The 21,870-nt window shown below is 61.4% G+C and carries 14 protein-coding genes; 6 read left to right on the top strand and 8 right to left on the bottom strand.

Annotation, left to right across the window (positions count from 1 at the left end; translation table 11 throughout):
* Window positions 1–36: 36 nt before the first annotated feature.
* From ACMYUN_RS01650 to ACMYUN_RS01615, 8 genes are read right to left on the bottom strand one after another with little or no spacing between them, the layout of a single operon-like run.
* Window positions 37–1,059, bottom strand: a complete 1,023-nt coding sequence (locus ACMYUN_RS01650) for an HAD family hydrolase (RefSeq protein ID WP_415762562.1) — start codon at window positions 1,057–1,059, stop codon at window positions 37–39.
* Complete coding sequence (locus ACMYUN_RS01645) at window positions 1,056–2,498, bottom strand: hypothetical protein (RefSeq protein WP_415762561.1); 1,443 nt, start codon at window positions 2,496–2,498, stop codon at window positions 1,056–1,058. The genes ACMYUN_RS01650 and ACMYUN_RS01645 overlap by 4 nt, the downstream gene beginning before the upstream one ends.
* On the bottom strand, window positions 2,495–4,075 hold the full coding sequence (locus tag ACMYUN_RS01640; protein WP_415762560.1) for a VWA domain-containing protein: 1,581 nt from the start codon (window positions 4,073–4,075) through the stop codon (window positions 2,495–2,497). Before ACMYUN_RS01640 ends, ACMYUN_RS01645 begins: the two co-directional genes overlap by 4 nt.
* Before the next feature lies 1 nt (window position 4,076).
* Window positions 4,077–5,069 carry a vWA domain-containing protein gene (locus ACMYUN_RS01635; RefSeq protein ID WP_415762559.1) on the bottom strand — a complete coding sequence of 331 codons (993 nt, stop codon included), beginning with the start codon at window positions 5,067–5,069 and terminating at the stop codon, window positions 4,077–4,079.
* The gene (locus ACMYUN_RS01630) at window positions 5,056–5,655 is read right to left on the bottom strand and encodes a DUF4381 domain-containing protein (RefSeq protein ID WP_415762558.1); all 600 of its coding nucleotides are present in this window, start codon (window positions 5,653–5,655) and stop codon (window positions 5,056–5,058) included. Before ACMYUN_RS01630 ends, ACMYUN_RS01635 begins: the two co-directional genes overlap by 14 nt.
* Entirely contained in the window at window positions 5,652–6,587 is a 936-nt protein-coding gene (locus tag ACMYUN_RS01625; protein ID WP_415762557.1) for a DUF58 domain-containing protein, read from the bottom strand. The genes ACMYUN_RS01630 and ACMYUN_RS01625 overlap by 4 nt, the downstream gene beginning before the upstream one ends.
* On the bottom strand, window positions 6,584–7,564 hold the full coding sequence (locus ACMYUN_RS01620; protein ID WP_016774619.1) for an AAA family ATPase: 981 nt from the start codon (window positions 7,562–7,564) through the stop codon (window positions 6,584–6,586). Before ACMYUN_RS01620 ends, ACMYUN_RS01625 begins: the two co-directional genes overlap by 4 nt.
* A 22-nt stretch (window positions 7,565–7,586) precedes the next feature.
* Window positions 7,587–8,537 carry a transporter gene (locus tag ACMYUN_RS01615; RefSeq protein ID WP_415764016.1) on the bottom strand — a complete coding sequence of 317 codons (951 nt, stop codon included), beginning with the start codon at window positions 8,535–8,537 and terminating at the stop codon, window positions 7,587–7,589.
* A gap of 515 nt (window positions 8,538–9,052) precedes the next feature.
* Between ACMYUN_RS01615 and tpx the strand changes: the two genes are divergently transcribed.
* The 6 genes from tpx (at window position 9,053) to ACMYUN_RS01585 (ending at window position 21,811) form a co-directional block, all read left to right on the top strand.
* Window positions 9,053–9,553, top strand: a complete 501-nt coding sequence (gene tpx, locus ACMYUN_RS01610) for a thiol peroxidase (RefSeq protein ID WP_415762556.1) — start codon at window positions 9,053–9,055, stop codon at window positions 9,551–9,553.
* 174 nt (window positions 9,554–9,727) lie between these two features.
* Complete coding sequence (locus ACMYUN_RS01605; RefSeq protein WP_415762555.1) at window positions 9,728–11,032, top strand: MdtA/MuxA family multidrug efflux RND transporter periplasmic adaptor subunit; 1,305 nt, start codon at window positions 9,728–9,730, stop codon at window positions 11,030–11,032.
* Window positions 11,029–14,130, top strand: coding sequence for an MdtB/MuxB family multidrug efflux RND transporter permease subunit (locus ACMYUN_RS01600; RefSeq protein ID WP_129998668.1), 3,102 nt, complete (start codon window positions 11,029–11,031; stop codon window positions 14,128–14,130). Before ACMYUN_RS01605 ends, ACMYUN_RS01600 begins: the two co-directional genes overlap by 4 nt.
* Before the next feature lie 139 nt (window positions 14,131–14,269).
* On the top strand, window positions 14,270–17,377 hold the full coding sequence (locus ACMYUN_RS01595) for an efflux RND transporter permease subunit (RefSeq protein WP_415762554.1): 3,108 nt from the start codon (window positions 14,270–14,272) through the stop codon (window positions 17,375–17,377).
* Window positions 17,374–18,843 carry an efflux transporter outer membrane subunit gene (locus tag ACMYUN_RS01590; RefSeq protein WP_415762553.1) on the top strand — a complete coding sequence of 490 codons (1,470 nt, stop codon included), beginning with the start codon at window positions 17,374–17,376 and terminating at the stop codon, window positions 18,841–18,843. The genes ACMYUN_RS01595 and ACMYUN_RS01590 overlap by 4 nt, the downstream gene beginning before the upstream one ends.
* A gap of 886 nt (window positions 18,844–19,729) precedes the next feature.
* Window positions 19,730–21,811 carry a putative bifunctional diguanylate cyclase/phosphodiesterase gene (locus ACMYUN_RS01585; RefSeq protein WP_415762552.1) on the top strand — a complete coding sequence of 694 codons (2,082 nt, stop codon included), beginning with the start codon at window positions 19,730–19,732 and terminating at the stop codon, window positions 21,809–21,811.
* Window positions 21,812–21,870: the final 59 nt, after the last annotated feature.

The following is a 21,870-nucleotide window of genomic DNA, read 5'->3' as shown; positions in this document are numbered from 1 at the left end:
CGACAAACCTTTACTGCTCTCCTGCATCACGCTTTCTTATTGCACCTGCTCGGTTGCCGGTGGATCGAACGGATAGATCCGGCGCCATTCCGACGCCATGTCCACCACCGTCCAGCCACGGGATTTCGCTTCGTCGAGGGCCTTGTCGAGTCGGCCGATATTCGATTGCCGGTCATAAGCCCACTCGCGCTTCGCATCGGTGTGGTGCACCAGTCCCATAAAGCGCTTGCCGGGCCCGGCGGCGGTCCACTGCAGCATCTGCAAATCACCGTCGGAATTACCGAAGGCCAGAATTGGCCGCCGACCGATCACGGCGTCGATGCTCACGGGCTTGCCCGGGCCGTCGTCGTTGTGCGCGACTTTCGGCGTACGCACGATCGAGGCTTTGCCATCCTTGAACTGGTAAGAGGTGACGAACGTGGTACCGATCACCTGTTCCGGCGGGATGCCGTAGACCTGATCGGCGAAGGCGCGCATGAAGCCGGTGTCGCCACCGGACACGATGTAGGTCTTGAAGTTCTGGCTGCGCAGGTAGTCGAGCATTTCCAGCATCGGCTGGAAGATCATTTCGGTATAGGGCTTGCCGGTTTTCGAGTGGCGGGCCTGGCTGAACCAGGTTTTCGCGTAGTCATCGAAGGCTTCGGTGGTCATGCCGCCGTGAGTGGCGCCGACGATCTTCAGCAAACCCTCCATGCCCGATGCGGCGAGGGCTTGGTGATCATCTTCCAGCACCGCTTTGAACGGCTGGGTGGTTTTCCATTCCGGGTGTTGTGCCGCGGTGCGCTTGACCTCGTCGAAGGCAAACAGCAATTCGAAATACGCCGGTTGTTCGCTCCACAACGTGCCGTCGTTGTCGAACACAGCGATGCGCTCGGCCGGTTTGACGAAATCCTTGCTGCTCTGGTCAGTCACGGCCTGTACGAACTCGATGATGCTCTTTTTCGCGGGGCCGTCGTTCCATGACGGCAGCGGTTCATTCGCCTGTACCAAAAGGGGCAAGGCCAGTGTCAACAGCAGGGCAAGACCGAAACGTTGGCGCAGCAGCAACGGGTTGATCATGGGAAATCCTTCTCATGCACAGGGTTGAGCGGGCGCAGGGCCGGTGCGTCTTTCGCCTGTTGCCGCGCGACCTGACTTTGAAGCGTAGACAACGATTGGTGCAGCTGAACAAGTGTTTGATCGACGGCAGACCGACGGCCGTAAAGCCCGCGTAACAGACCCTGCAAACGCGGACCGGCGCCCGTGAGTTTCAAGCCCAGACGACTGCGCCGCAGCCACAGGTACAGCGCGGTCAGTTGCGCGGGTCTGGCTTGCAGTTGCGGGGCGATCTGTTGCCAGGCGAAAGCAGCCGAATGCTGCCAGGCCAATTGCTTCGCCCGTTTATGGGCGAGCCAGCGTCGATGGGCGCGAACGGCGACGGGCCGCAGCAAGTACACACTGACGGCGAGGCCGACCGCCAGCGCCAGCCAGAGCAGCCAGCGGCTGGAGAACTGCAAGTGGTTCTGTTGCAGTTGCCTGAGGTCTTCGGCCAGCGAAAACACCGGTTTATAGGCGCCGTTGGCTGTGGCCTCAAAGCTCACGGACGGCACCTCCGCGCTACGGATCTGCCGCGCAGCGGAATCCCACCATTTCACGCGGATCGCCGGCAAGGTGTAAGTACCGGCGCTGTCGATGCGATAACTGGCGCTGTCGACGCGTTGACCGCCGAGGATATTGCCGCGACCGTCATCCAGTGCTTTGACTTGTGGCGTCTTCGCGTAGCGACTCAATCCGGCAACATCACTGAAGGTCTGAATCGGCAGCGCCATCGCCAGCGCGCCATCGGCCTGTAACGTGAGCTCACGGGTGATGCTGTCGCCGACTTTCGGCGGCGTCGCCGAATGTGTTACGACCTGTTTCAAGCGCAACCCACTGGCAACCAGAGGCATCTCCCCGGGCGCGAAGCCGGGCGGTTGGGCGGCGCTGAAACTCAGCGGCTGGCTCTGTGCACTGATTTGTTCAGTGGCCTGGCCGGGTGTGGCGCGGACGGTCAATGCCGGGATATCGAAACTGCGCGCGACGTTGGGCGTGATCAGATAGCTATAGCGCAAGCCATTGAACGATTGGCCATCGATGGTCTGGTTCAAATGCTGTGCCTGGCCGTTCGGCGGCATCACCAGCGCGCCGTCGAGTTTCAGATCGGGCAGGGCGGCGGCGCTGGTGAACCAGGTGTCGGTGAGTACATCGAGTTGCAGTTCGACCAGACCGCCGACCATCGCGCCTTCGCTGGGGTTGAGGTGAGCCTGGACCTTCAGTTGCGCTGGGGCGGCAAAAACATTCAGAGAGAGCAGGCCGGTCAGCAGCAGTGCGCTGAGTTTTGCGCTGATTGTTCTGCCGCCATCGCTGGCAAGCCAGCTCCCACAAATCACAGCAATCTTCACAAAGTTTGCAACTACACAGAAATTCCCTGTGGGAGCTGGCTTGCCAGCGATGGCGGCGCTCAGGTGTCGGAGGTTCATGGCCGGTCTCCCTGCTGATCCTGCAGACTGAATTTCTGCCTTAGAAATTTCGCCGGCGAGGTGGTCAGGTTCTCCAGCCACAGCGCGTCGGACGCCGCCTGTTGGGTCTCGACCTTTTTGCTCTGACCTTTACCGGGCGTCTTGTCGAATTTGACTTCGTCGGGTTTGGTTTGCGGAGCGTTCTTCGCGGCGCTTTCGGTGTCCTTGAGCAGTGCTTGGGCCAAGGTCAGATTGGCGGTCGCTTCGGGAAATTGCGGCTGCAGTTTCAAGGCCTGGCTGTAGGCGGCAATCGCCTGATCGAACTTGAAGCGACGCACATAAATGTTGCCCAGGTAGAAATACGCTTGCGGCGTGTCCAGGCGGGCAAAGGTCGCCATTGCCAAGTCGTAATCGGCGGCGTGATAGGCCGCGACGCCTTTCCAGTACGGGTCGACGAACAGCGCCGCCGCCTCGGGCAAACGATCATGTTCAAACGCCCAGCGGCCTTGTTGGTCGCGGGTGAAAAAGGCATCGGTGAGGGCGTTGGCCTGCGCCGGCGCCGCAGGCCAGCCCAACCCTACGGCCAAAAACAGCGCCGGCATCCAGTTGACGCTCCAGCCTTTGCGCACGCTGAACAGCGCCAGCAACAGCAACGGCCAGCAAAGCCAGTAACCGGCGTCCTTCCAGTGCAACTCGCGCTGATCGGCGCTGGAGCTCTGGAAGTGTTGCCGGGCGTGCAACTCGATCCACTCCAGGTCATCGTTGTCGAGGGTCAGGCTGCCGAGCGGCGCGTCGACGGCCGAGGCCAATTGCTTGAGGCCCGCTTGATCGAAACTGCCGAGCACCGGACGCCCGCTGCTGTCGATTTTCGGCTGGCCGCTGGCGGTAGTGACGACGCCCGCGTCTTCGCTGCCCACCGCCAGAACCAGAACTTGCAAGGCGCTGCCGTCGAGGTGTTTTTGCAGATCATCGAGTTGCGTGGTGTCGGCACCGTCAGTCATCAAAAGCAAACTGCCCGGGGTGTTCTCGGCGCTGAGCAAACGTTTCGCTTGATCGATCACGGCGGCGACGTTCTTGCCGGGTTTGTCGATCAAGCCCGTGCCCAAGGCCTGGATGAAACTGTCGAGCAACGCCGGATCGTCGGTCGGTGGCAACACCAGATGCGCGCTGCCGGCATAGGCAATCAGTGCGGTTCGTGCAGCGGCGCGACGTTGAAGCAGATCATGCAGCTTGTGCTTGACCGCCTCCAGCCGCGTCGGCTGCACATCGTTGGCGTCCATCGACGGCGAAAGGTCGACGGCAACGATCAACGGCGCACGGTTCTCGAGAAAGTCCGGGCGATCCTGTTCCCACGTCGGCCCGGCTGCGGCGAGGGCGCCGAGAATCAGTAGCGCGCAGAGCAGGTGCACCGGGCGCAGACGTTGGTGATCCTGCGGCGTGATCAACAGGTGCGGCAGCAAGTGTTCCGCAATATTACCGCGCAGGCGTTTCTGCAGGTCGCGGCTGCGGCGCCAGATCAGGGGCAGCATTGCGCCGAACAGCGCAAGCAACAGCCACAGCGGGCGCAGAAAGTGGAAATCGCTCAGGTTGATCTCCATTTCAGGCCTCCTGCCGCTGCCGCACACCCGCCAGGTTCGGCCGTAACAGGGCGCCGAGCTGATACAGCGCCAACAACAGCAATGCTGCGCCCAGCGGCCAGTAGAACAATTCCCGCTGCGGTCGATGGCTGAGGGTTTTCACCTGATGCGGGGTGAGCTGGTCGAGGGTGGTGTAGACCTGATCCAGCGCCGCGCGATCTTCGGCGCGGAAGAAGCGGCCGCCGGTGGTATTGGCGATCTGTTCGAGGCCTTGCAGATTGACCTTCGCTTCGCCGGAAGCGTCGGGGTCGCCAATGCCGATGGTATGAATGACCACGCCTTTGTTGGCCGCCATTTCAGCGGCGTGATCCGGCGTAATGGCGCTGCTGGTGTCGTTGCCATCGGTCAACAGAATCAGGACTTTTTCCTGCTCATGGGCCTTGTCGAGCAATTTCAGGCTGAGCCCGATCGCATCGCCGATCGCCGTGTTGGGGCCAGCCATGCCGATCCCGGTATCGGCCAGCAACAACGACAGGCTGGCGTGATCGAGGGTCAGCGGAGCCTGTGGATAGGCACCGCTGCCAAATACGATCAGGCCGATGCGGTCGTCCTTGCGTTTGTTGATGAAGCCTTGCACCACGTCTTTGACCGCCGCCAGACGATTGATTTTTTCGCCCTGAGCATTGGCGAAATCCTCGGTTTCCATCGACTGCGAAAGGTCGATGGCGAGCATCAGGTCGCGCACCGGTTGCTGGCGTTCGATCGGCTTTTCGACATACACCGGACGCGACACGGCCAGCACGATCAGCACCCATACCAGTACGTTGAGCAGCAGTTGCCAGCGATTGCGCCGACTGCTAGCGGTGCTCGGCGCTTCGCCGACCGCGCGGCTCATCGCGCCGAAAAACGGTACGCGCACGGCACTGCGGGCTTCGTTGTAGGCGGGCAGAAAGCGGTAAGCCAGCCATGGCAGCGGCAGCAGGAGCAACAGCCAGGGGTAATCAAGCTGCCACATGGTGATGCTCCACCCAGTATTGGCAGCTGTCGAAGAGCATTTGCCGTTGCGCTGCGGGGAGGGCGCGCAATATGGGGTCCGGTGCGTAGGCGAGTTGGGCCAGTTGCGTGCTGAAATCGGCGGGCATTCTGTTTTTGCAGTGCCGTTGCAGGAATTCCTGCCAGTCATCTCTGCCAAGCGCCGCCGGGCCTTGTGGGAGCGGGCCTGCTCGCGATGGCGCTGTGTCAGTGGATCGAGGTATTGCATGCGCTGACGTCTTCGCGAGCGGGCTCGCTCCCACAGGGGATCCATTCCAGCACCACGATCGAGTGGGCATGGAGAGGGCCGTGCGTTTGAGCAACTCAGGCAATTCGCGCAGGGCATTGAGATCGTCGCTGCGGTCGCGCAACTGTGCCAGTCGGGCAAGTGCTTCACGGCGATAGCGGTCGCGGCGCCATTGCCAGTATCTGCGCAGGCCGATCAACAGCGCGGCGAATATCAGCATCGCCAGCAATAACCACCAGCCCCAAGTTTGTGGCGCATAGCTGACGGGCGCGGGCAGGGCCAGCTCCTTGAGCTGATCGATACCAGGGATGTTCGGGTTCATCGCGTGCGTCCGGCACTTTTGCCCAGTTCGGCGCGCAGTTGCCCATGGGCGTCCTCGGCGGTGCTGATCATCATCAGCGGTACCTGACTGCGGCGCAGCAGGGTGGCGACGTCCTTGAGCCGCCCGCTGAGAAAATCCCCCAGCGGCTGCTGCACGTTACGTTTCTCGATCGCCAACTCGACCTGCAATTCGCCCTGGGTCACGAGTAGCCGACCGTTGCTGGGCAGTTTCAGCGCCAGCGGATCGTAGACTTGCAGGGCAATCACATCGTTGTGCGCCGACAGCTGCCGCATCAGTTGCAAGGTGCGCTCTCCGGCGCCGGCAAAGTCGCTGACGATGCAGATCAAATGGTCGTGCCCGGCCACACCGAGGCAGCGCTGCAAGGCTTTGTCCAATTGGTCTTCATCTTCGGCGTCGGGATTGCCGGCGTTCAGTGCGCGATTGTGCTGCACCACACGGCTCAGCAGCGCTTCGACACGTTTGCGACTGCGCAACGGCGCGATGCTGTCGATACGCTGGTCGTTGAAGACCAGACCGCCGACCCGATCCCCGGCGTGAAAAACCATCCACGCCGCCAGCGCGGCGAGTTCGGCGGCGACCGCCGATTTGAAGCTGCGCTGCGAGCCGAAGAACATCGACATGCGCTGGTCGACCACGATCAGGGCCGGGCGGTCGCGTTCTTCGGTGAAAGTGCGCACCACCGGTTTGCCGGTACGCAACGAAGCGCGCCAGTCGAGGTGGCGCAGGTCATCGCCCGGTTGATAGCGGCGTAACTCGTCGAAATTCAGCCCGCGACCGCGCAGCCGCGAGGCGTGGTTGCCGGCGAGGATGCTGCCCTGCGGCTGCCGGGCAAGAAAGCTCAGGTCTCGGGCCTTGAACTCCAGCGCCATCAATTGCGCGAGTGAGACGTAGACCAGACCTTCGTCGTTCATGCGGGAATCGCCACTTTGTCGAGAATCCGGTCGAGCACCTGATCGGCGCTAACGCCATCGGCAACGGCGTCGTAACTCAGCTGCAAGCGATGGCGCAATACCGGATGAACCACGGCGCGGACGTTGTCCGGAGAGACGAAATCCTGCCCCTGCAACCACGCATCGGCGCGGGCGCAGCGGTCCAGGCCAATGCCGCCACGGGGACTGGCACCAATGGCGATCCAGCGTGCGAGGTCTTCGTCGTAGTCGGCGGGGTGGCGGGTGGCGTTGATCAGGTCGATCAGATAAGTGTCGATGGCCGGTGAAACGTGCACCGCGCTGACTTCCTTGCGCGCAGCAAAAATCACCTCCTGCGGCAAAGTGAAATTCTTCACCGGCGTGGTGCTGGCACCCTGGGCAAACTCTTCGTTACGCAGCAGGCGCAGCACCTGGCTTTCGTTTTCGGCGCTGGGGTAATCGAGCAGCACCTTCATCAGAAAACGGTCCATCTGCGCTTCCGGCAGTGGGTAGGTGCCTTCCTGCTCGATCGGGTTCTGTGTCGCCACGACGATGAACAACTCCGGTAGCGCATGGCTGTTGCCGGCCACGGTGATCTGGCGTTCCTCCATGGCTTCGAGCAGCGCCGCCTGAACCTTGGCAGGGGCGCGGTTGATTTCGTCGGCGAGGATAAGATTGCCAAACAGCGGGCCGGGCTGGAATCGGATCTCGTTTTTGCCCTCGACCTGGTGCAGCACCTCGGCGCCCGTGATGTCCGAGGGCAACAGGTCGGGGGTGAACTGGATGCGGCTCATCTTCGCGTCAAGGTGTTTGGCCAGTGCCTTGACCGTGCGTGTCTTGGCCAGCCCGGGCAGACTTTCCAGGAGCAAATGACCGTTGGCCAACAGCCCCAGCAGAATCTGCCGGATGACTTGATCCTGGCCGAGCACCGCTTCGGCGATGCTGGCTTGCAGGGCGTTGAGGTCGGTGAGCGCAGTCATGGGCAGTCCTTTGTGTCCGGGTCTAGAAAAACGCCAAGGTCAGATTGACGCTGAAGCCGTTGCCTTCGGGGCGGTTCTTGGTGTCGAACTCTGGCACCCAGCGCGCGCTGATGTTGGCCTGGGCGTCGGCGAATTTTCCGGCCCAGCCAATCACCGGGCCGGCGCCTACCGAACGGCCGCGATAGCCATTGAAGACATCGGCGGTCTGGCCTTTGTCGTCAGTCAGTTGCTGCACGTAGCCGGCGGCAAGTCCGGCGTTCCAGCCATTGCCCAAGCCGTGAGTCCAGAGGGCGTCGAGGGTGAAGATGTTGCCGTTGCGATAATCGGTAGCGTCGTTCTCGGTGTAGAACTCCAGCCCGCTGGACACAGTGAACTCGCCGCCCTTGCCGTCGAGGTGGGTAAAAGCCACGGTCGGCATGAATGTGTAGTTGTTCTGTCCGGGGTTGGCCAGGCGATCCTTGTTATAGGCACCGGTCGGCACGTAGATCGGCAGTGACAGCGAGAGATGATTGCGTTCGTCGAAGTGATAACCGGCGGCGATCGGGGTGATCAGCGCATCGGCAAACTGCGTGCCGGAATCACTGTCACCCAAAGTGCGCCCGCGCGGGCCGGTGATGCTCGCCTTGATGTCGGTGTATTGCACCGGCAGGCCCATTGCCGAAGCGAAATTCCAGCGGCCCTTGCCGGTATTCCAGACATGGGTGAAGTTGGCCATGGTGTAGGAGACTTTCATGTCGATCCCGCCACTGATCGCGCCGGAAATCGGTGCGCCGTCGCTGCCCTTGAGCGAGCCGTCGTACCAGATGCTGGTCAACGACATTACCCAGCCCGGCTCCGGCGGCACGATGCCGGCGTTGGAGAAAACTTGCTGGCCGGTGATCGGCCGCCCGACGCCACCTTCCGCAGCGAACAGCGGTGGGCTGACGCCCAGGCACAGAGAGAGAAGGAGGCGCCCGCTCCGTGGCTTGAGCATGGCGAACGCCGGGCCACCCGGTCCCGGCAGAAATCCTCTATTCGCGGCTCGACTGCAGGTCATTTCCCGATTCCATGGTGTTTTTTCCGGACAACAGAGCACTGTTGCGCCGCTACTGCGTTATCCGTTTGCTTATCAAGCCTGTAGGACTCGTCCTTCTGAAACTAGCAGCTAATCGGGGGTTAGCCAGTCGAAGGAACTAATTCGTTGGTGCGGGCGGCGGGGTGCGCACATCACGCTTCTAATGGTTGGAGCGGGGCTGAATCGAAGGTGGTTTGGACGGCGCTGCAAACTTCTGTGGGAGCGAGCCTGCTCGCGAAAGCGGTAGTCCAGTTGACACACGTTTCTGATATCGATACCTGATTTCGCGAGCAGGCTCGCTTCCACGGGACTTGTATACAATCTCACCGCCGAGCACCCAACAATTTCCAACAGGGCATAGGTCGTCAGCCGATTTCGTGGTTAACTTCCGCCTCTTGCATGCTTTCCAATCAAAAAACAGAAGGACTCAAGTCATGGCTCAAGTCACCCTCAAAGGCAATCCGGTTCAAGTCAACGGCCAGTTGCCACAAGCCGGTTCCAAGGCGCCAGCCTTTTCCCTGGTAGCCGGCAATCTGTCCGATGTCACCCTGCAAGACTTCGCCGGCAAGCGCAAAGTCCTCAACATCTTCCCAAGCGTCGACACCCCGACCTGCGCCACCTCCGTGCGCAAGTTCAACGCCCAGGCCAACGAACTCGCCAACACCGTGGTGCTGTGCATCTCCGCTGACCTGCCGTTTGCCCAGGCGCGCTTCTGCGGTGCTGAAGGTCTGGAAAACGTACAGAACCTGTCGACCCTGCGCGGCAGCGAGTTCATCGAAAACTACGGCGTGGCCATTGCCGACGGTCCGCTCAAAGGCCTGACCGCTCGCGCCGTTGTGGTGCTGGACGAAAACGACAACGTCCTGCACAGCGAACTGGTCAAGGAAATCGCTGAGGAGCCTAACTACGAAGCGGCACTGTCCGTTCTCAAGTAAGGCTTTTACAATTGTTAACGGCCTGGCCCTGTCCAGGCCGTTTTCATTTGTGTATCAGGGTTTTGCCTCACACCTTGAAACGTAAGTGGAAGGTAAATTGCCGGTAAAGCTGCTTTGCTTAAATCCACTCAGTGCTTATCGTTCAGCCTCCCGTAATAGAAGCCCACGCGCCCAATGGTCAATAACTCCATGCAATCGTCCCCCCGCAAATCCCGTCGCTGGCTGATCAGCCTGCTTGTCCTGTTGGTCATCGCCGTCCTGTGCTGGAAATTCTGGCCCGCCGGCTCTGCGGACAAGGCGGGCGGCGACAAAGCGGCCGCCGGGCATACCGGGCGCTCGGGCATGATGCGGCCGGGCTTTGGCGGCGGTACCGGGCCGATTCCGGTGCGTGTGGCGCCGGCGGTGAAGGGCGACTTCCCGCTGTATTACAAGGCGCTGGGCACGGTCACCGCGCTCAATACCATCAACGTGCGCAGCCGGGTGGGCGGCGAACTGGTGAAGATTCATTTCGAAGAAGGGCAGATGGTCAAGGCGGGCGACCTGCTGGCCGAGATTGATCCGCGTCCTTACCAGAATGCTTTGCTCCAGGCCGAAGGGACCTTGCTGCAGAATCAGGCGCAGTTGAAAAACGCCCAGGTCGACGTCGAGCGTTATCGCGGTCTGTACAAAGAGGACAGCATCGCCAAACAGACCCTCGACACCGCCGAAGCGCTGGTCGGCCAATACCTGGGCACGGTCAAGACCAACCAGGCAGCGGTCAACGACGCCAAGCTCAATCTCGAATTCACCAAGATCCGCGCGCCGATTGCCGGCCGCGTCGGTCTGCGTCAGGTCGACGTCGGCAACCTCGTCGCCGCCAACGACACCACCTTCCTCGCAGTGATCACCCAGACGCAACCAATCAGCGTGGCCTTCACCTTGCCGGAAAACAGCCTCGACACCGTGCTGGCGCGTTACCGCAGCGGCGCCAAACTTTCTGCCGAAGCCTGGGACCGTGGCGACACCAAGCTGCAAGCCACCGGCGTGCTGCAAAGCCTCGACAACCAGATCGACGTCGCTACCGGCACCCTGAAATTCAAGGCCCGTTACGATAACCGCGACCAGTCGCTGTTCCCCAACCAGTTCGTCAACGTTCACTTACTGGCCGACACGCTGAAAGGTGTAGTGCTGGCACCGTCGGCAGCGATCCAGTTCGGTACCAACGGCACCTTCGTCTATGCGCTGGACGGCGACAGGAAAGTCACCATTCGCCAACTGAAAATCGGTGCCAGCGACGGTGACAACACCGTGGTTACCGAAGGCCTCGCCGCGGGTGATCGCGTTGTGCTTGAAGGCACCGATCGCCTGAAAGAGGGCAGCGAAGTCGAAGTGGTCAATGACAGCAGCGAAGTGCCGACCTCTCCGACCGAACACCTGCAAGGCAAATCCGCCGCCAATCCCGATGCGACCACTGCTGACAAGGCCAAGAAGGGCGCATGAACATTTCGCGGCTGTTCATCCTCCGTCCGGTAGCTACCACCCTGAGCATGCTGGCCATTGTCCTGGCCGGCCTGATCGCTTATCGCTTGCTGCCGGTGTCGGCGTTGCCGCAGGTCGATTACCCGACCATTCGCGTCATGACACTGTATCCGGGCGCCAGTCCGGACGTGATGACCAGCGCCGTCACCGCGCCACTCGAGCGCCAGTTCGGGCAAATGCCGGGCCTCACGCAAATGGCCTCGACCAGCTCCGGCGGCGCTTCGGTGCTGACCTTGCGTTTCAGCCTCGACATCAACATGGACGTCGCCGAACAGCAGGTGCAGGCCGCGATCAACGCCGCGACCAACCTGCTGCCGACCGACTTGCCGGCGCCGCCGGTGTACAACAAGGTCAACCCGGCGGACACCCCGGTGCTGACTCTGGCCATCACCTCGAAAACCATGCTGCTGCCCAAGCTCAATGATCTGGTCGATACGCGCATGGCGCAGAAAATCGCCCAGATCAGCGGCGTCGGCATGGTCAGCATTGCCGGCGGTCAGCGTCAGGCCGTGCGGATCAAGGTCAACCCCGAAGCGCTCGCGGCCAACAGCCTCAACCTGTCGGATGTGCGCACGCTGATCGGCGCTTCCAACGTCAACCAGCCGAAAGGCAACTTCGATGGCCCGACCCGGGTGTCGATGCTCGATGCCAACGACCAACTGACCTCGCCCGAGGACTACGCCAACCTGATCCTGACCTACAAGAACGGCGCACCGCTGCGGCTCAAGGACGTCGCCGAAATCGTAGATGGCGCCGAGAACGAGCGTCTGGCCGCGTGGGCCAATCAGAACCAAGCGGTGCTGCTGAACATCCAGCGTCAGCCTGGCGCCAACGTTATCGAAGTGGTCGACCGCATCAAGGCCTTGCTGCCGAGCATCACCGATAACCTGCCGGCCGGCCTCGACGTCACTGTGCTGACGGATCGCACGCAGACCATCCGCGCCTCGGTCACCGACGTGCAACACGAGCTGCTGATCGCCATCGCGCTGGTGGTCATGGTCACGTTCCTGTTTCTGCGCCGCGCCAGTGCGACGATCATTCCCTCGGTAGCCGTGCCGCTGTCGTTGATCGGCACCTTTGGCGTGATGTACCTCGCCGGTTTCTCGGTGAACAACCTGACGTTGATGGCGCTGACCATTGCCACCGGCTTCGTGGTCGACGATGCCATCGTCATGCTCGAGAACATTTCACGCTTCATCGAAGAGGGTGACAGCCCGATGCAGGCCGCGCTCAAGGGCGCGAAACAGATCGGCTTCACTTTGATTTCCCTGACGCTTTCGCTGATCGCCGTATTGATTCCGCTGTTGTTCATGGCCGATGTGGTGGGGCGCCTGTTCCGTGAATTCGCCATCACCCTGGCGGTGGCGATTTTGATTTCCCTGGTCGTATCGCTGACTTTGACGCCGATGATGTGCGCGCGCCTGCTCAAGCGTGAACCGCAAGAACATGAGCAAGGTCGCTTCTATCGCGCCAGCGGTGGGTTCATCGACTGGATGATCAAGGAATACGGGCGGATGCTGCGTTGGGTGCTCAAGCATCAGCCGCTGACCTTGCTGGTAGCGATCGGCACACTGGCATTGACCGTGTTTCTGTATGTAATCGTGCCGAAGGGCTTCTTTCCGGTGCAGGACACCGGCGTGATTCAGGGCATTTCCGAAGCGCCGCAATCGATTTCCTTCGCGGCGATGGGCGAGCGGCAGCAGGAACTGGCGAAGATCATCCTCGAAGATCCGGCGGTGCAGAGCCTGTCGTCGTACATTGGCGTCGACGGCGACAACGCCACGCTCAATAGCGGGCGCTTGCTGATCAACCTCAAGCCCCACGGCGAGCGTGATCTGACGGCGAGCGAAGTGATCGCACGCCTGCAACCGAAACTGGACAAACTGGTTGGCATTCGCCTGTTCATGCAGCCGGTGCAGGACCTGACCATCGAGGATCGGGTCAGCCGCACGCAGTACCAGTTCAGCATGTCGTCGCCGGATTCCGAATTGCTCAGTCAGTGGAGCGGGCGTCTGGTCGAGGCTCTGGCGCAGCGTCCGGAATTGACCGACGTGGCCAGTGACCTTCAGGACAAAGGCTTGCAGGTCTATCTGGTGATCGACCGTGATGCAGCCTCACGCCTCGGCGTGTCGGTGGCAAACATCACTGATGCACTGTATGACGCGTTCGGCCAGCGGCAGATTTCGACCATTTACACTCAGGCCAGCCAGTACCGCGTGGTGCTGCAAGCCCAGGCCGGGGAGAAGATCGGCCCGCAGGCGCTGGACCAGATCCACGTCAAGACCACCGACGGCGCGCAGGTGCGCCTGTCCAGTCTGGCGCATGTCGAAGAGCGCCAGGCGCAGTTGGCGATCACTCACATCGGCCAGTTCCCGGCGGTGATGATGTCGTTCAACCTCGCGCCGGGCGTGGCGTTGGGGCATGCCGTAGACATCATCGAGCAGGTGCAGCAGGACATCGGCATGCCGGTCGGCGTGCAGACTCAATTCCAGGGCGCGGCGCAGGCGTTTCAGGCTTCGCTGTCGAGCACCTTGCTGCTGATTCTGGCGGCGGTGGTGACCATGTACATCGTGCTCGGCGTGCTCTACGAGAGCTACATCCACCCGATCACCATTCTTTCGACCTTGCCGTCCGCCGCCGTCGGTGCCTTGCTGGCGTTGCTGCTCAGCGGCAACGACCTGGGGATGATCGCGATCATCGGCATCATCCTGCTGATCGGTATCGTCAAGAAGAACGCGATCATGATGATCGACTTCGCTCTCGACGCCGAACGCACCCAGGGCATGGCCCCGGCAGAGGCAATCTATCAAGCGGCGCTGCTGCGCTTCCGGCCAATTCTGATGACCACACTGGCAGCGTTGTTCGGCGCGGTGCCGCTGATGCTGGCGACAGGTTCAGGGGCTGAATTGCGTCAGCCGCTGGGTCTGGTGATGGTTGGGGGGTTGCTCGTCAGTCAGGTGTTGACGCTGTTCACCACGCCGGTGATCTACCTGTACTTCGACCGCCTCGGAAGGCGCTTTGGCAAATCCAAAGCCGACGGTGAAGAGGTCGCGGTATGACCCCGCAATCAGCACATATCCCTTGTGGGAGCGAGCTTGCTCGCGAAAGCGGTGGGTCAGTCACTTTCAATGTTGAATGTAATACCGCATTCGCGAGCAAGCTCGCTCCCACAGAGTTCGGCGGTAGGGACTGGAGCGCATGAATCTTTCAGGTCCCTTCATCAAACGCCCCGTGGCAACCATGCTGCTGTCCCTGGCCATCATGTTGCTCGGCGGTGTCAGCTTCGGTCTGTTGCCGGTATCGCCGTTGCCGCAGATGGATTTCCCGGTGATTGTCGTCCAGGCCAGTCTGCCAGGTGCCAGTCCGGAGGTGATGGCCTCAACGGTGGCGACGCCGCTGGAGCGTTCGTTCGGTGCGATTGCCGGCGTCAACACCATGAGCAGCCGCTCCAGTCAGGGTTCGACGCGGGTCATTCTGCAGTTTGATCTCGACCGCGACATCAACGGCGCGGCGCGGGAAGTGCAGGCGGCGATCAATGCTTCGCGCAATCTGCTGCCAAGCGGGATGCGCAGCATGCCGACCTATAAAAAGGTCAACCCGTCGCAGGCGCCGATCATGGTGCTGTCGCTGACCTCGGACGTGCTGGAAAAAGGTCAACTCTACGATCTGGCCTCGACCATCCTCTCGCAAAGCCTGTCGCAGGTGCAGGGCGTCGGTGAAGTGCAGATCGGTGGCAGTTCGCTGCCGGCGGTGCGCATCGAGCTCGAACCGCAGGCCCTGAACCAGTACGGCGTGGCTCTCGACGATGTGCGCAAGACCATTGCCGACGCCAACGTGCGCCGACCCAAGGGCTCGGTCGAGGATGGCCAGCGTCTGTGGCAGATCCAGGCCAACGACCAGCTGGAGAAAGCCAAGGATTACGAGTCGCTGATCATTCACTACGCCGACGGCGCCGCATTGCGTCTCAAGGATGTGGCGAAAGTCAGCGATGGCGTTGAAGACCGTTACAACAGCGGTTTCTTCAACGACGACGCGGCGGTATTGCTGGTGATCAACCGTCAGGCGGGCGCCAACATCATCGAGACGGTCAACGAGATCAAGGCGCAGTTGCCGGCGCTGCAAGCGGTGCTGCCGGCCAGCGTCAAACTCAATCTGGCCATGGACCGATCGCCGGTAATCAAGGCCACGCTGCATGAAGCCGAGATGACCTTGCTGATCGCCGTCGCCCTGGTGGTACTGGTGGTCTACCTGTTTCTCGGTAACTTCCGCGCCTCGCTGATCCCGACCCTGGCGGTGCCAGTGTCGCTGGTCGGTACCTTTGCGGTGATGTACCTGTACGGGTTTTCGCTGAACAACCTGTCGCTGATGGCGCTGATCCTGGCCACCGGTCTGGTGGTGGATGACGCCATCGTGGTGCTGGAAAACATTTCCCGGCATATCGACGAAGGCGTCAAACCGATGCAGGCGGCGTACCTCGGGGCCAAGGAAGTCGGCTTTACCCTGCTGTCGATGAACGTCTCGCTGGTGGCGGTGTTCCTCTCGATTCTGTTCATGGGCGGGCTGGTCGAGAGTCTATTCCGCGAGTTTTCCATCACCCTGGCGGCGGCGATCGTGGTGTCGCTGGTGGTTTCCCTGACACTGACGCCAATGCTCTGCGCGCGCTGGCTCAAACCACACACGCCGGGCCAGGAAAACCGCCTGCAACGCTGGAGCCACAAAACCAACGACTGGATGGTCGGCAAATACGCCACCAGCCTCGACTGGGTGTTGCGTCATCGGCGGCTGACCTTGTTCAGCCTGCTGCTCACCGTTGGCGTCAACGTTGCGCTCTACGTGGTGGTGCCGAAAACCTTCCTGCCGCAGCAGGACACCGGCCAGTTGATCGGTTTCGTGCGTGGCGATGACGGTCTGTCGTTCAACGTCATGCAGCCGAAAATGGAAACCTTCCGCCGCGCCGTGCTCAAGGACGAAGCGGTGGAAAGCGTGGCCGGGTTCATTGGTGGCAACAACGGCACCAACAACGCCTTCATGATCGTGCGCCTGAAGCCGATCAAGGAACGCCAACTGTCGGCACAGAAAGTCATCGAGCGCTTGCGCAAGGAAATGCCCAAGGTGCCCGGAGCGCAGTTGATGCTGATGGCCGACCAGGATCTGCAGTTTGGCGGCGGCCGCGAACAGACCAGTTCGCAGTACACCTACATCCTGCAAAGCGGCGACCTCGCCGAGCTGCGCAAGTGGTTCCCGAAAGTGGTCAGCGCTCTGCGTGCATTGCCCGAGCTGACCGCCATCGATGCCCGCGAAGGTGCCGGGGCGCAGCAGGTGACACTGATTGTCGACCGCGATCAGGCCAAACGCCTGGGGGTCGACATGAACATGGTCACCGCCGTGCTCAACAACGCTTACAGCCAGCGGCAGATTTCGACGATCTACGACAGCCTCAACCAGTATCAGGTGGTGATGGAGGTCAATCCGAAATACGCCCAGGATCCGGTGACGCTCAAGCAGGTCGAGGTGATTACCGCTGACGGCGCGCGGGTGCCGCTGTCGACGTTTGCCCATTACGAAAACAGCCTGGAAAACGACCGGGTCAGTCATGAAGGCCAGTTTGCGTCCGAAAGCATTTCCTTTGATATGGCCGAAGGCGTGACCGTGGAGCAGGGCAGTGCCGCCATCGAACGGGCGATCGCCAAGGTCGGCCTGCCGGAGGACGTGATTGCGAAAATGGCCGGCACCGCTGACGCCTTCGCCGCGACGCAGAAAAGCCAGCCGTTCATGATCCTCGGTGCGTTGCTCGCCGTGTATCTGGTGCTCGGTGTGCTGTATGAAAGCTACATTCACCCGCTGACCATTCTTTCGACCTTGCCCTCGGCCGGGGTTGGCGCGTTGCTGTCGATTTATGCACTGGGCGGCGAGTTCAGCCTGATTTCCCTGCTGGGGATATTCCTGCTGATCGGCGTGGTGAAGAAAAACGCCATCCTGATGATCGATCTGGCGCTGCAACTGGAGCGGCATGAGGGCCTGTCGCCGCTGGAGTCTATCCGCAGCGCCTGCCTGCAACGCCTGCGACCGATTCTGATGACCACGCTGGCGGCGATCCTCGGCGCCTTGCCGCTGCTGCTCGGCCGCGCCGAGGGTGCGGAAATGCGCCAGCCGCTGGGCCTGACCATCATTGGCGGCCTGGTGTTCAGCCAGGTCCTTACCCTTTACACCACCCCGGTGGTTTACCTTTATCTCGACAAGCTGCGCCATCGTTTCAATAAATGGCGCGGCGTGCGCACTGATGCCGCTCTGGAAACTCCGCTATGACTGACCGTTCGCTTATCCAATTGGCCACCGCGCGCGGCTCGCGCCTGTTGAGCCTGTCACTGTGCGTAGCGCTGCTCAGCGCTTGCGCTGTCGGTCCGGACTATCAGCGCCCGCAAACTGCCGAAATCGTTCAGTTCAAGGAAGCCGAGGGCTGGCGTCAGGCCAATCCCAGCGACTCGCTGGCCCGTGGCGCCTGGTGGGAGTTGTACGGCGACCAACAGCTAAACGCCTTGATCGAGAAACTCAACAGCGCCAACCAGACCGTTGCCCAGTCCGAAGCGCAGTTCCGCCAGGCGCAGGCGCTGGTGCGCAGTGCGCGCGGGGCGTTTTACCCCAGTGTCGACCTGAGTCTGGGCAAGAACCGCTCCAGTCAGGGCACCGGCAGCAGCAGCTCGAGCCTGAGCAGTTCCTCAAGCGGTATTCGTGATACCTACACCGCGCAACTGGGCGTCAGTTGGGAAGCGGACGTGTGGGGCAAACTGCGCCGTGGGCTGGAGGCTGATGAGGCCAACGCGCAGGCGAGTTTTGCCGATCTGGCGGCGATGCGTCTGAGTCAGCAATCGGAGCTGGTGCAGAACTATCTGCAACTGCGGGTTATTGATCAGCAGAAGCGTTTGCTTGAGGCCACCGTCGCTGCTTATGAGCGTTCGCTGAAAATGACCCAGAACCAGTACCGCGCCGGGGTTTCCGGGCGCGATGCGGTGGCGCAGGCGCAAACCCAGTTGAAAAGCACCCAGGCCGATCTGGTCGACCTGATCTGGCAGCGCGCCCAGTTTGAAAACGCCATCGCCGTGCTCACTGGCGAAGCACCGGCGAACTTCAGCATCGCCGAAAGCGAGAGCATCCCGAAGCTGCCGCAAGTGCCGCTGAGCTTGCCTTCGCAATTGCTGGAGCGCCGTCCCGACATCGCTTCGGCCGAGCGCTCGGTGATCGCCGCCAATGCCAATGTCGGCGTGGCGAAAGCCGCGTATTACCCGGACCTGACCCTCAGTCTGAGCGGCGGCTACAGCAGTAGCACGTCAAAGAATTTGATCAGTCTGCCGAACCGTTTCTGGTCGGTCGGCCCTCAGCTGTCGTTGCCGCTGTTCGACGGCGGCATTCGTTCGGCCGAGGTCGATCGCAGCGAAGCGGCCTATGACGAAACCGTCGCCCGCTACCGCCAGACCGTGCTCGATGGATTCCGCGAAGTGGAAAACTACCTGGTCCAGCTCAAGGTGTATGAAGACGAAGCTGCGGTGCGCCAGGAAGCGCTGGACGCCGCCCGCGATTCCCTGCGTCTGACGGAAAACCAGTACAAGGCCGGGCTGATCGCTTATATCGATGTGGTAGTGGTGCAGGCCACGGCGCTGAGCAATGAGCGCAGCGTGCTGAATATTCTGCAGAACCGGTTGATTGCCAGTGTGCAGCTGATCGCCGCACTGGGCGGCGGTTGGGACGGCCAACTCGACGTCAGCGACAACCGCTGAACCTGAGGGAGCGCGCCTGCTTGCGAAAGCGGTTGACCAGGCAACTTCGATGGTGCTTGTGCCGACGCTTTCGCGAGCAAGCCCGCTCCCACAGGGATTCGCGTTGCACTGGAGATCGTTGATTTGCCCCCGATCCATTGTGGGAGCGAGCTTGCTCGCGAAAGCGGTGGATCAGTCGAGCGAGATGTTGAATGTGCCGACGCCTTCGCGAGCAAGCCCGCTCCCACAAGGGATTCGCGTTCGAATGATGATGGGTGGCTGGACGCTGAAAATTGAGGGAGCGAGCCTGCCCGCGAAAGCGGTGGGTCAGTTGAGCGAGATGTTGAATGTGCCGACGCCTTCGCGAGCAAGCCCGCTCCCACAAGGGATTCGCGTTCGAATGATGATGGGTGGCTGGACGCTGAAAATTGTGGGAGCGAGCTTGCTCGCGAAAGCGGTGGATCAGTCGAGCGAGATGTTGAATGTGCCGACGCCTTCGCGAGCAAGCCCGCTCCCACAAGGGATTCGCGTTCGAATGATGAAGGGTGGCTGGACGCTGAAAATTGTGGGAGCGAGCTTGCTCGCGAACGCGGTGGGTCAGTCGAGGGAGATGTTGAATGTGCCGACGCCTTCGCGAGCAAGCCCGCTCCCACAAGGGATTCGCGTTCGGATGATGATGGGTGGCTGGACGCTCCCACAGGGGATTTGTGGGCGGCTTGAGATCGCTTGCCGAAGGTGGCTTAAAGCCCACCGCAGAGCCTTGTAGGACGATCGAACAAGCGTTTCATCGGCTTGATGGCAATTTGGTTACTTTGTCAGTGCGTTCTTCCGCGCAATCAGTACAATCGCCGCATTTGCCCGACCGAGAATGGAAGCAGTACGGTTTCGGCTTGTCACGAGAACCTCCATGCTCATCGGCAGCTACTCCTTCACCCTGGTTTTCATATCGTTGTGCGTGGCGATCCTCGCTTCCTACACGGCGCTCGACCTGACCGGGCGCATCGCCACGGCGAAAGGCCGGGCCGTGCATTTCTGGACGGCGGGCGGGGCGTTTGCGATGGGCGTTGGCGTCTGGTCAATGCACTTCATCGGCATGCTCGCCTTCAAATTGCCGATCGACCTGGGTTACGACTTCGCCCTGACCGCGTTGTCGCTGCTGATCGCGGTGCTGTCCTGCGGCTTTGCTTTATGGCTGGTCAGCCAGCCGAAACTGCCCCTGGCGCAACTGGCCTTCGGTGCACTGATCATGGGGTCAGGCATCAGCGCCATGCATTACACCGGCATGGCCGCGCTGCGCATGACTCCCGGCATCGATTACGACCCTACGCTGTTCAGCGCCTCCCTGCTGATCGCAGTCGGAGCTTCGGCAGCGGCGTTGTGGATTGCCTTTCGCCTGCGCCAGCAATCGCCCTATGTGCGGCTGATTCGCGCTGGCGCGGCGGTGATCATGGGCATGGCGATTGTCGGCATGCACTACACCGGCATGGCCGCTGCGCAGTTTCCTGACGGCAGTTTCTGCGGCGCGACGCTCAATGGCTTGAAGGGCAACGGCCTCGATAGTCTGGTAGTAGTGACCACGCTGGCGGTGCTGTCGATCGCCTTGTTGACCTCGATTCTCGACGCTCGCCTCGAAGCGCGCACCGCCGATCTGGCGCACTCACTGACCGTGGCCAATCGCGAACTCACCCAACTGGCCTTGCACGATCCGCTGACCAGTCTGCCCAACCGCATGTTGCTCGACGACCGTATCAATCAGGCGATCAAAAAGGTTGAGGAGCAGGGCGGCTGCTTCGCCTTGATGTTCATCGACCTCGACGGCTTCAAACCGGTCAACGATGCGTTCGGCCATCACATGGGCGACCAATTGCTGCGCGAGGTCGGTATTCGTCTGCGTGAAGACTTGCGCAGCCAGGACACACTCGCACGAATCGGCGGCGATGAATTCGTTCTGCTGGTGCGTTTAAGCGAGCCCAATGACGCCTTGAGCCTGGCCGCGCGTCAGGTTGGTCTGATCGGCCGCACCTTCCGCGTCGCCGAACATGACCTGCAGATTTCCGCCAGCGTCGGCATCGCGCTGTATCCGGGCAACGGCGACAACGCCCAAGAGCTGCTGATGAACGCCGACGCCGCGATGTACCACGCCAAGGGAGGCGGCAAGAACGGCTACAGCTTCTTCGATGCGTCGATGAACACCAACGCGCGCAAACAACTGCAACTGTTGCAGGACCTGCGCGCGGCCATCGAGCACAATCAGTTCTGCCTGCATTACCAGCCCAAATTCGACGCCGCCAATGGCCGTCCGGTCGGTGCCGAAGCACTGTTGCGCTGGAAGCATCCGCTGCACGGCATGTTGATGCCGGACAAGTTCATTGATCTGGCGGAGAAAACCGGGCTGATCATTCCCATGGGCGAATGGGTGCTCAACGAAGCCTGCCGGCAGATGCGCGAATGGTACGTGCTCGGTTACACCGACTGGCGCATCGCCGTGAACCTCTCCGCCTTGCAGTTCTGCCATGCCGGGCTGGTGCAAAGCGTGGCCAAGGCCTTGGCGACTCATCATCTGCCGGCCAACAGCCTGACGCTCGAAATCACCGAAACCACGGCGATGAGCGACGCCGATGCGAGCATGACTGTGCTGCAAGAGTTGTCGGACATGGGTGTCGATCTGTCGATCGACGACTTCGGCACCGGTTACTCCAGCCTGATGTACCTCAAGCGCCTGCCGGCCAACGAGCTGAAGATCGATCGCGGTTTCGTCCGTGATCTGGAGCACGACAGTGATGATGCGGCGATCGTCTCGGCGATTGTCGCGCTGGGTCAGGCGCTGGATTTGCGAATTGTCGCCGAAGGTGTCGAGACCGGCGCGCAACAGGATTTCCTGACCAAACTGGGCTGTGATTCGCTGCAGGGCTATTTGCTCGGCCACCCAATGCCGGCAGAGCGCTTCATGCAGGACATCGTGCGTGGGCAACGGCTGGCGGTGGTCTGAGAGACCCTGTGGGAGCGAGCTTGCTCGCGAAGGCGCCCGGATAGGCGCCACATGCAAAA

It is taken from the genome of Pseudomonas sp. CP4, from assembly GCF_047758505.1.
GTDB lineage: Bacteria > Pseudomonadota > Gammaproteobacteria > Pseudomonadales > Pseudomonadaceae > Aquipseudomonas > Aquipseudomonas fluorescens_AO.
Note: the sequence above shows the minus strand (reverse complement) of the source record. Positions and strands in the feature narration are given on the sequence as shown.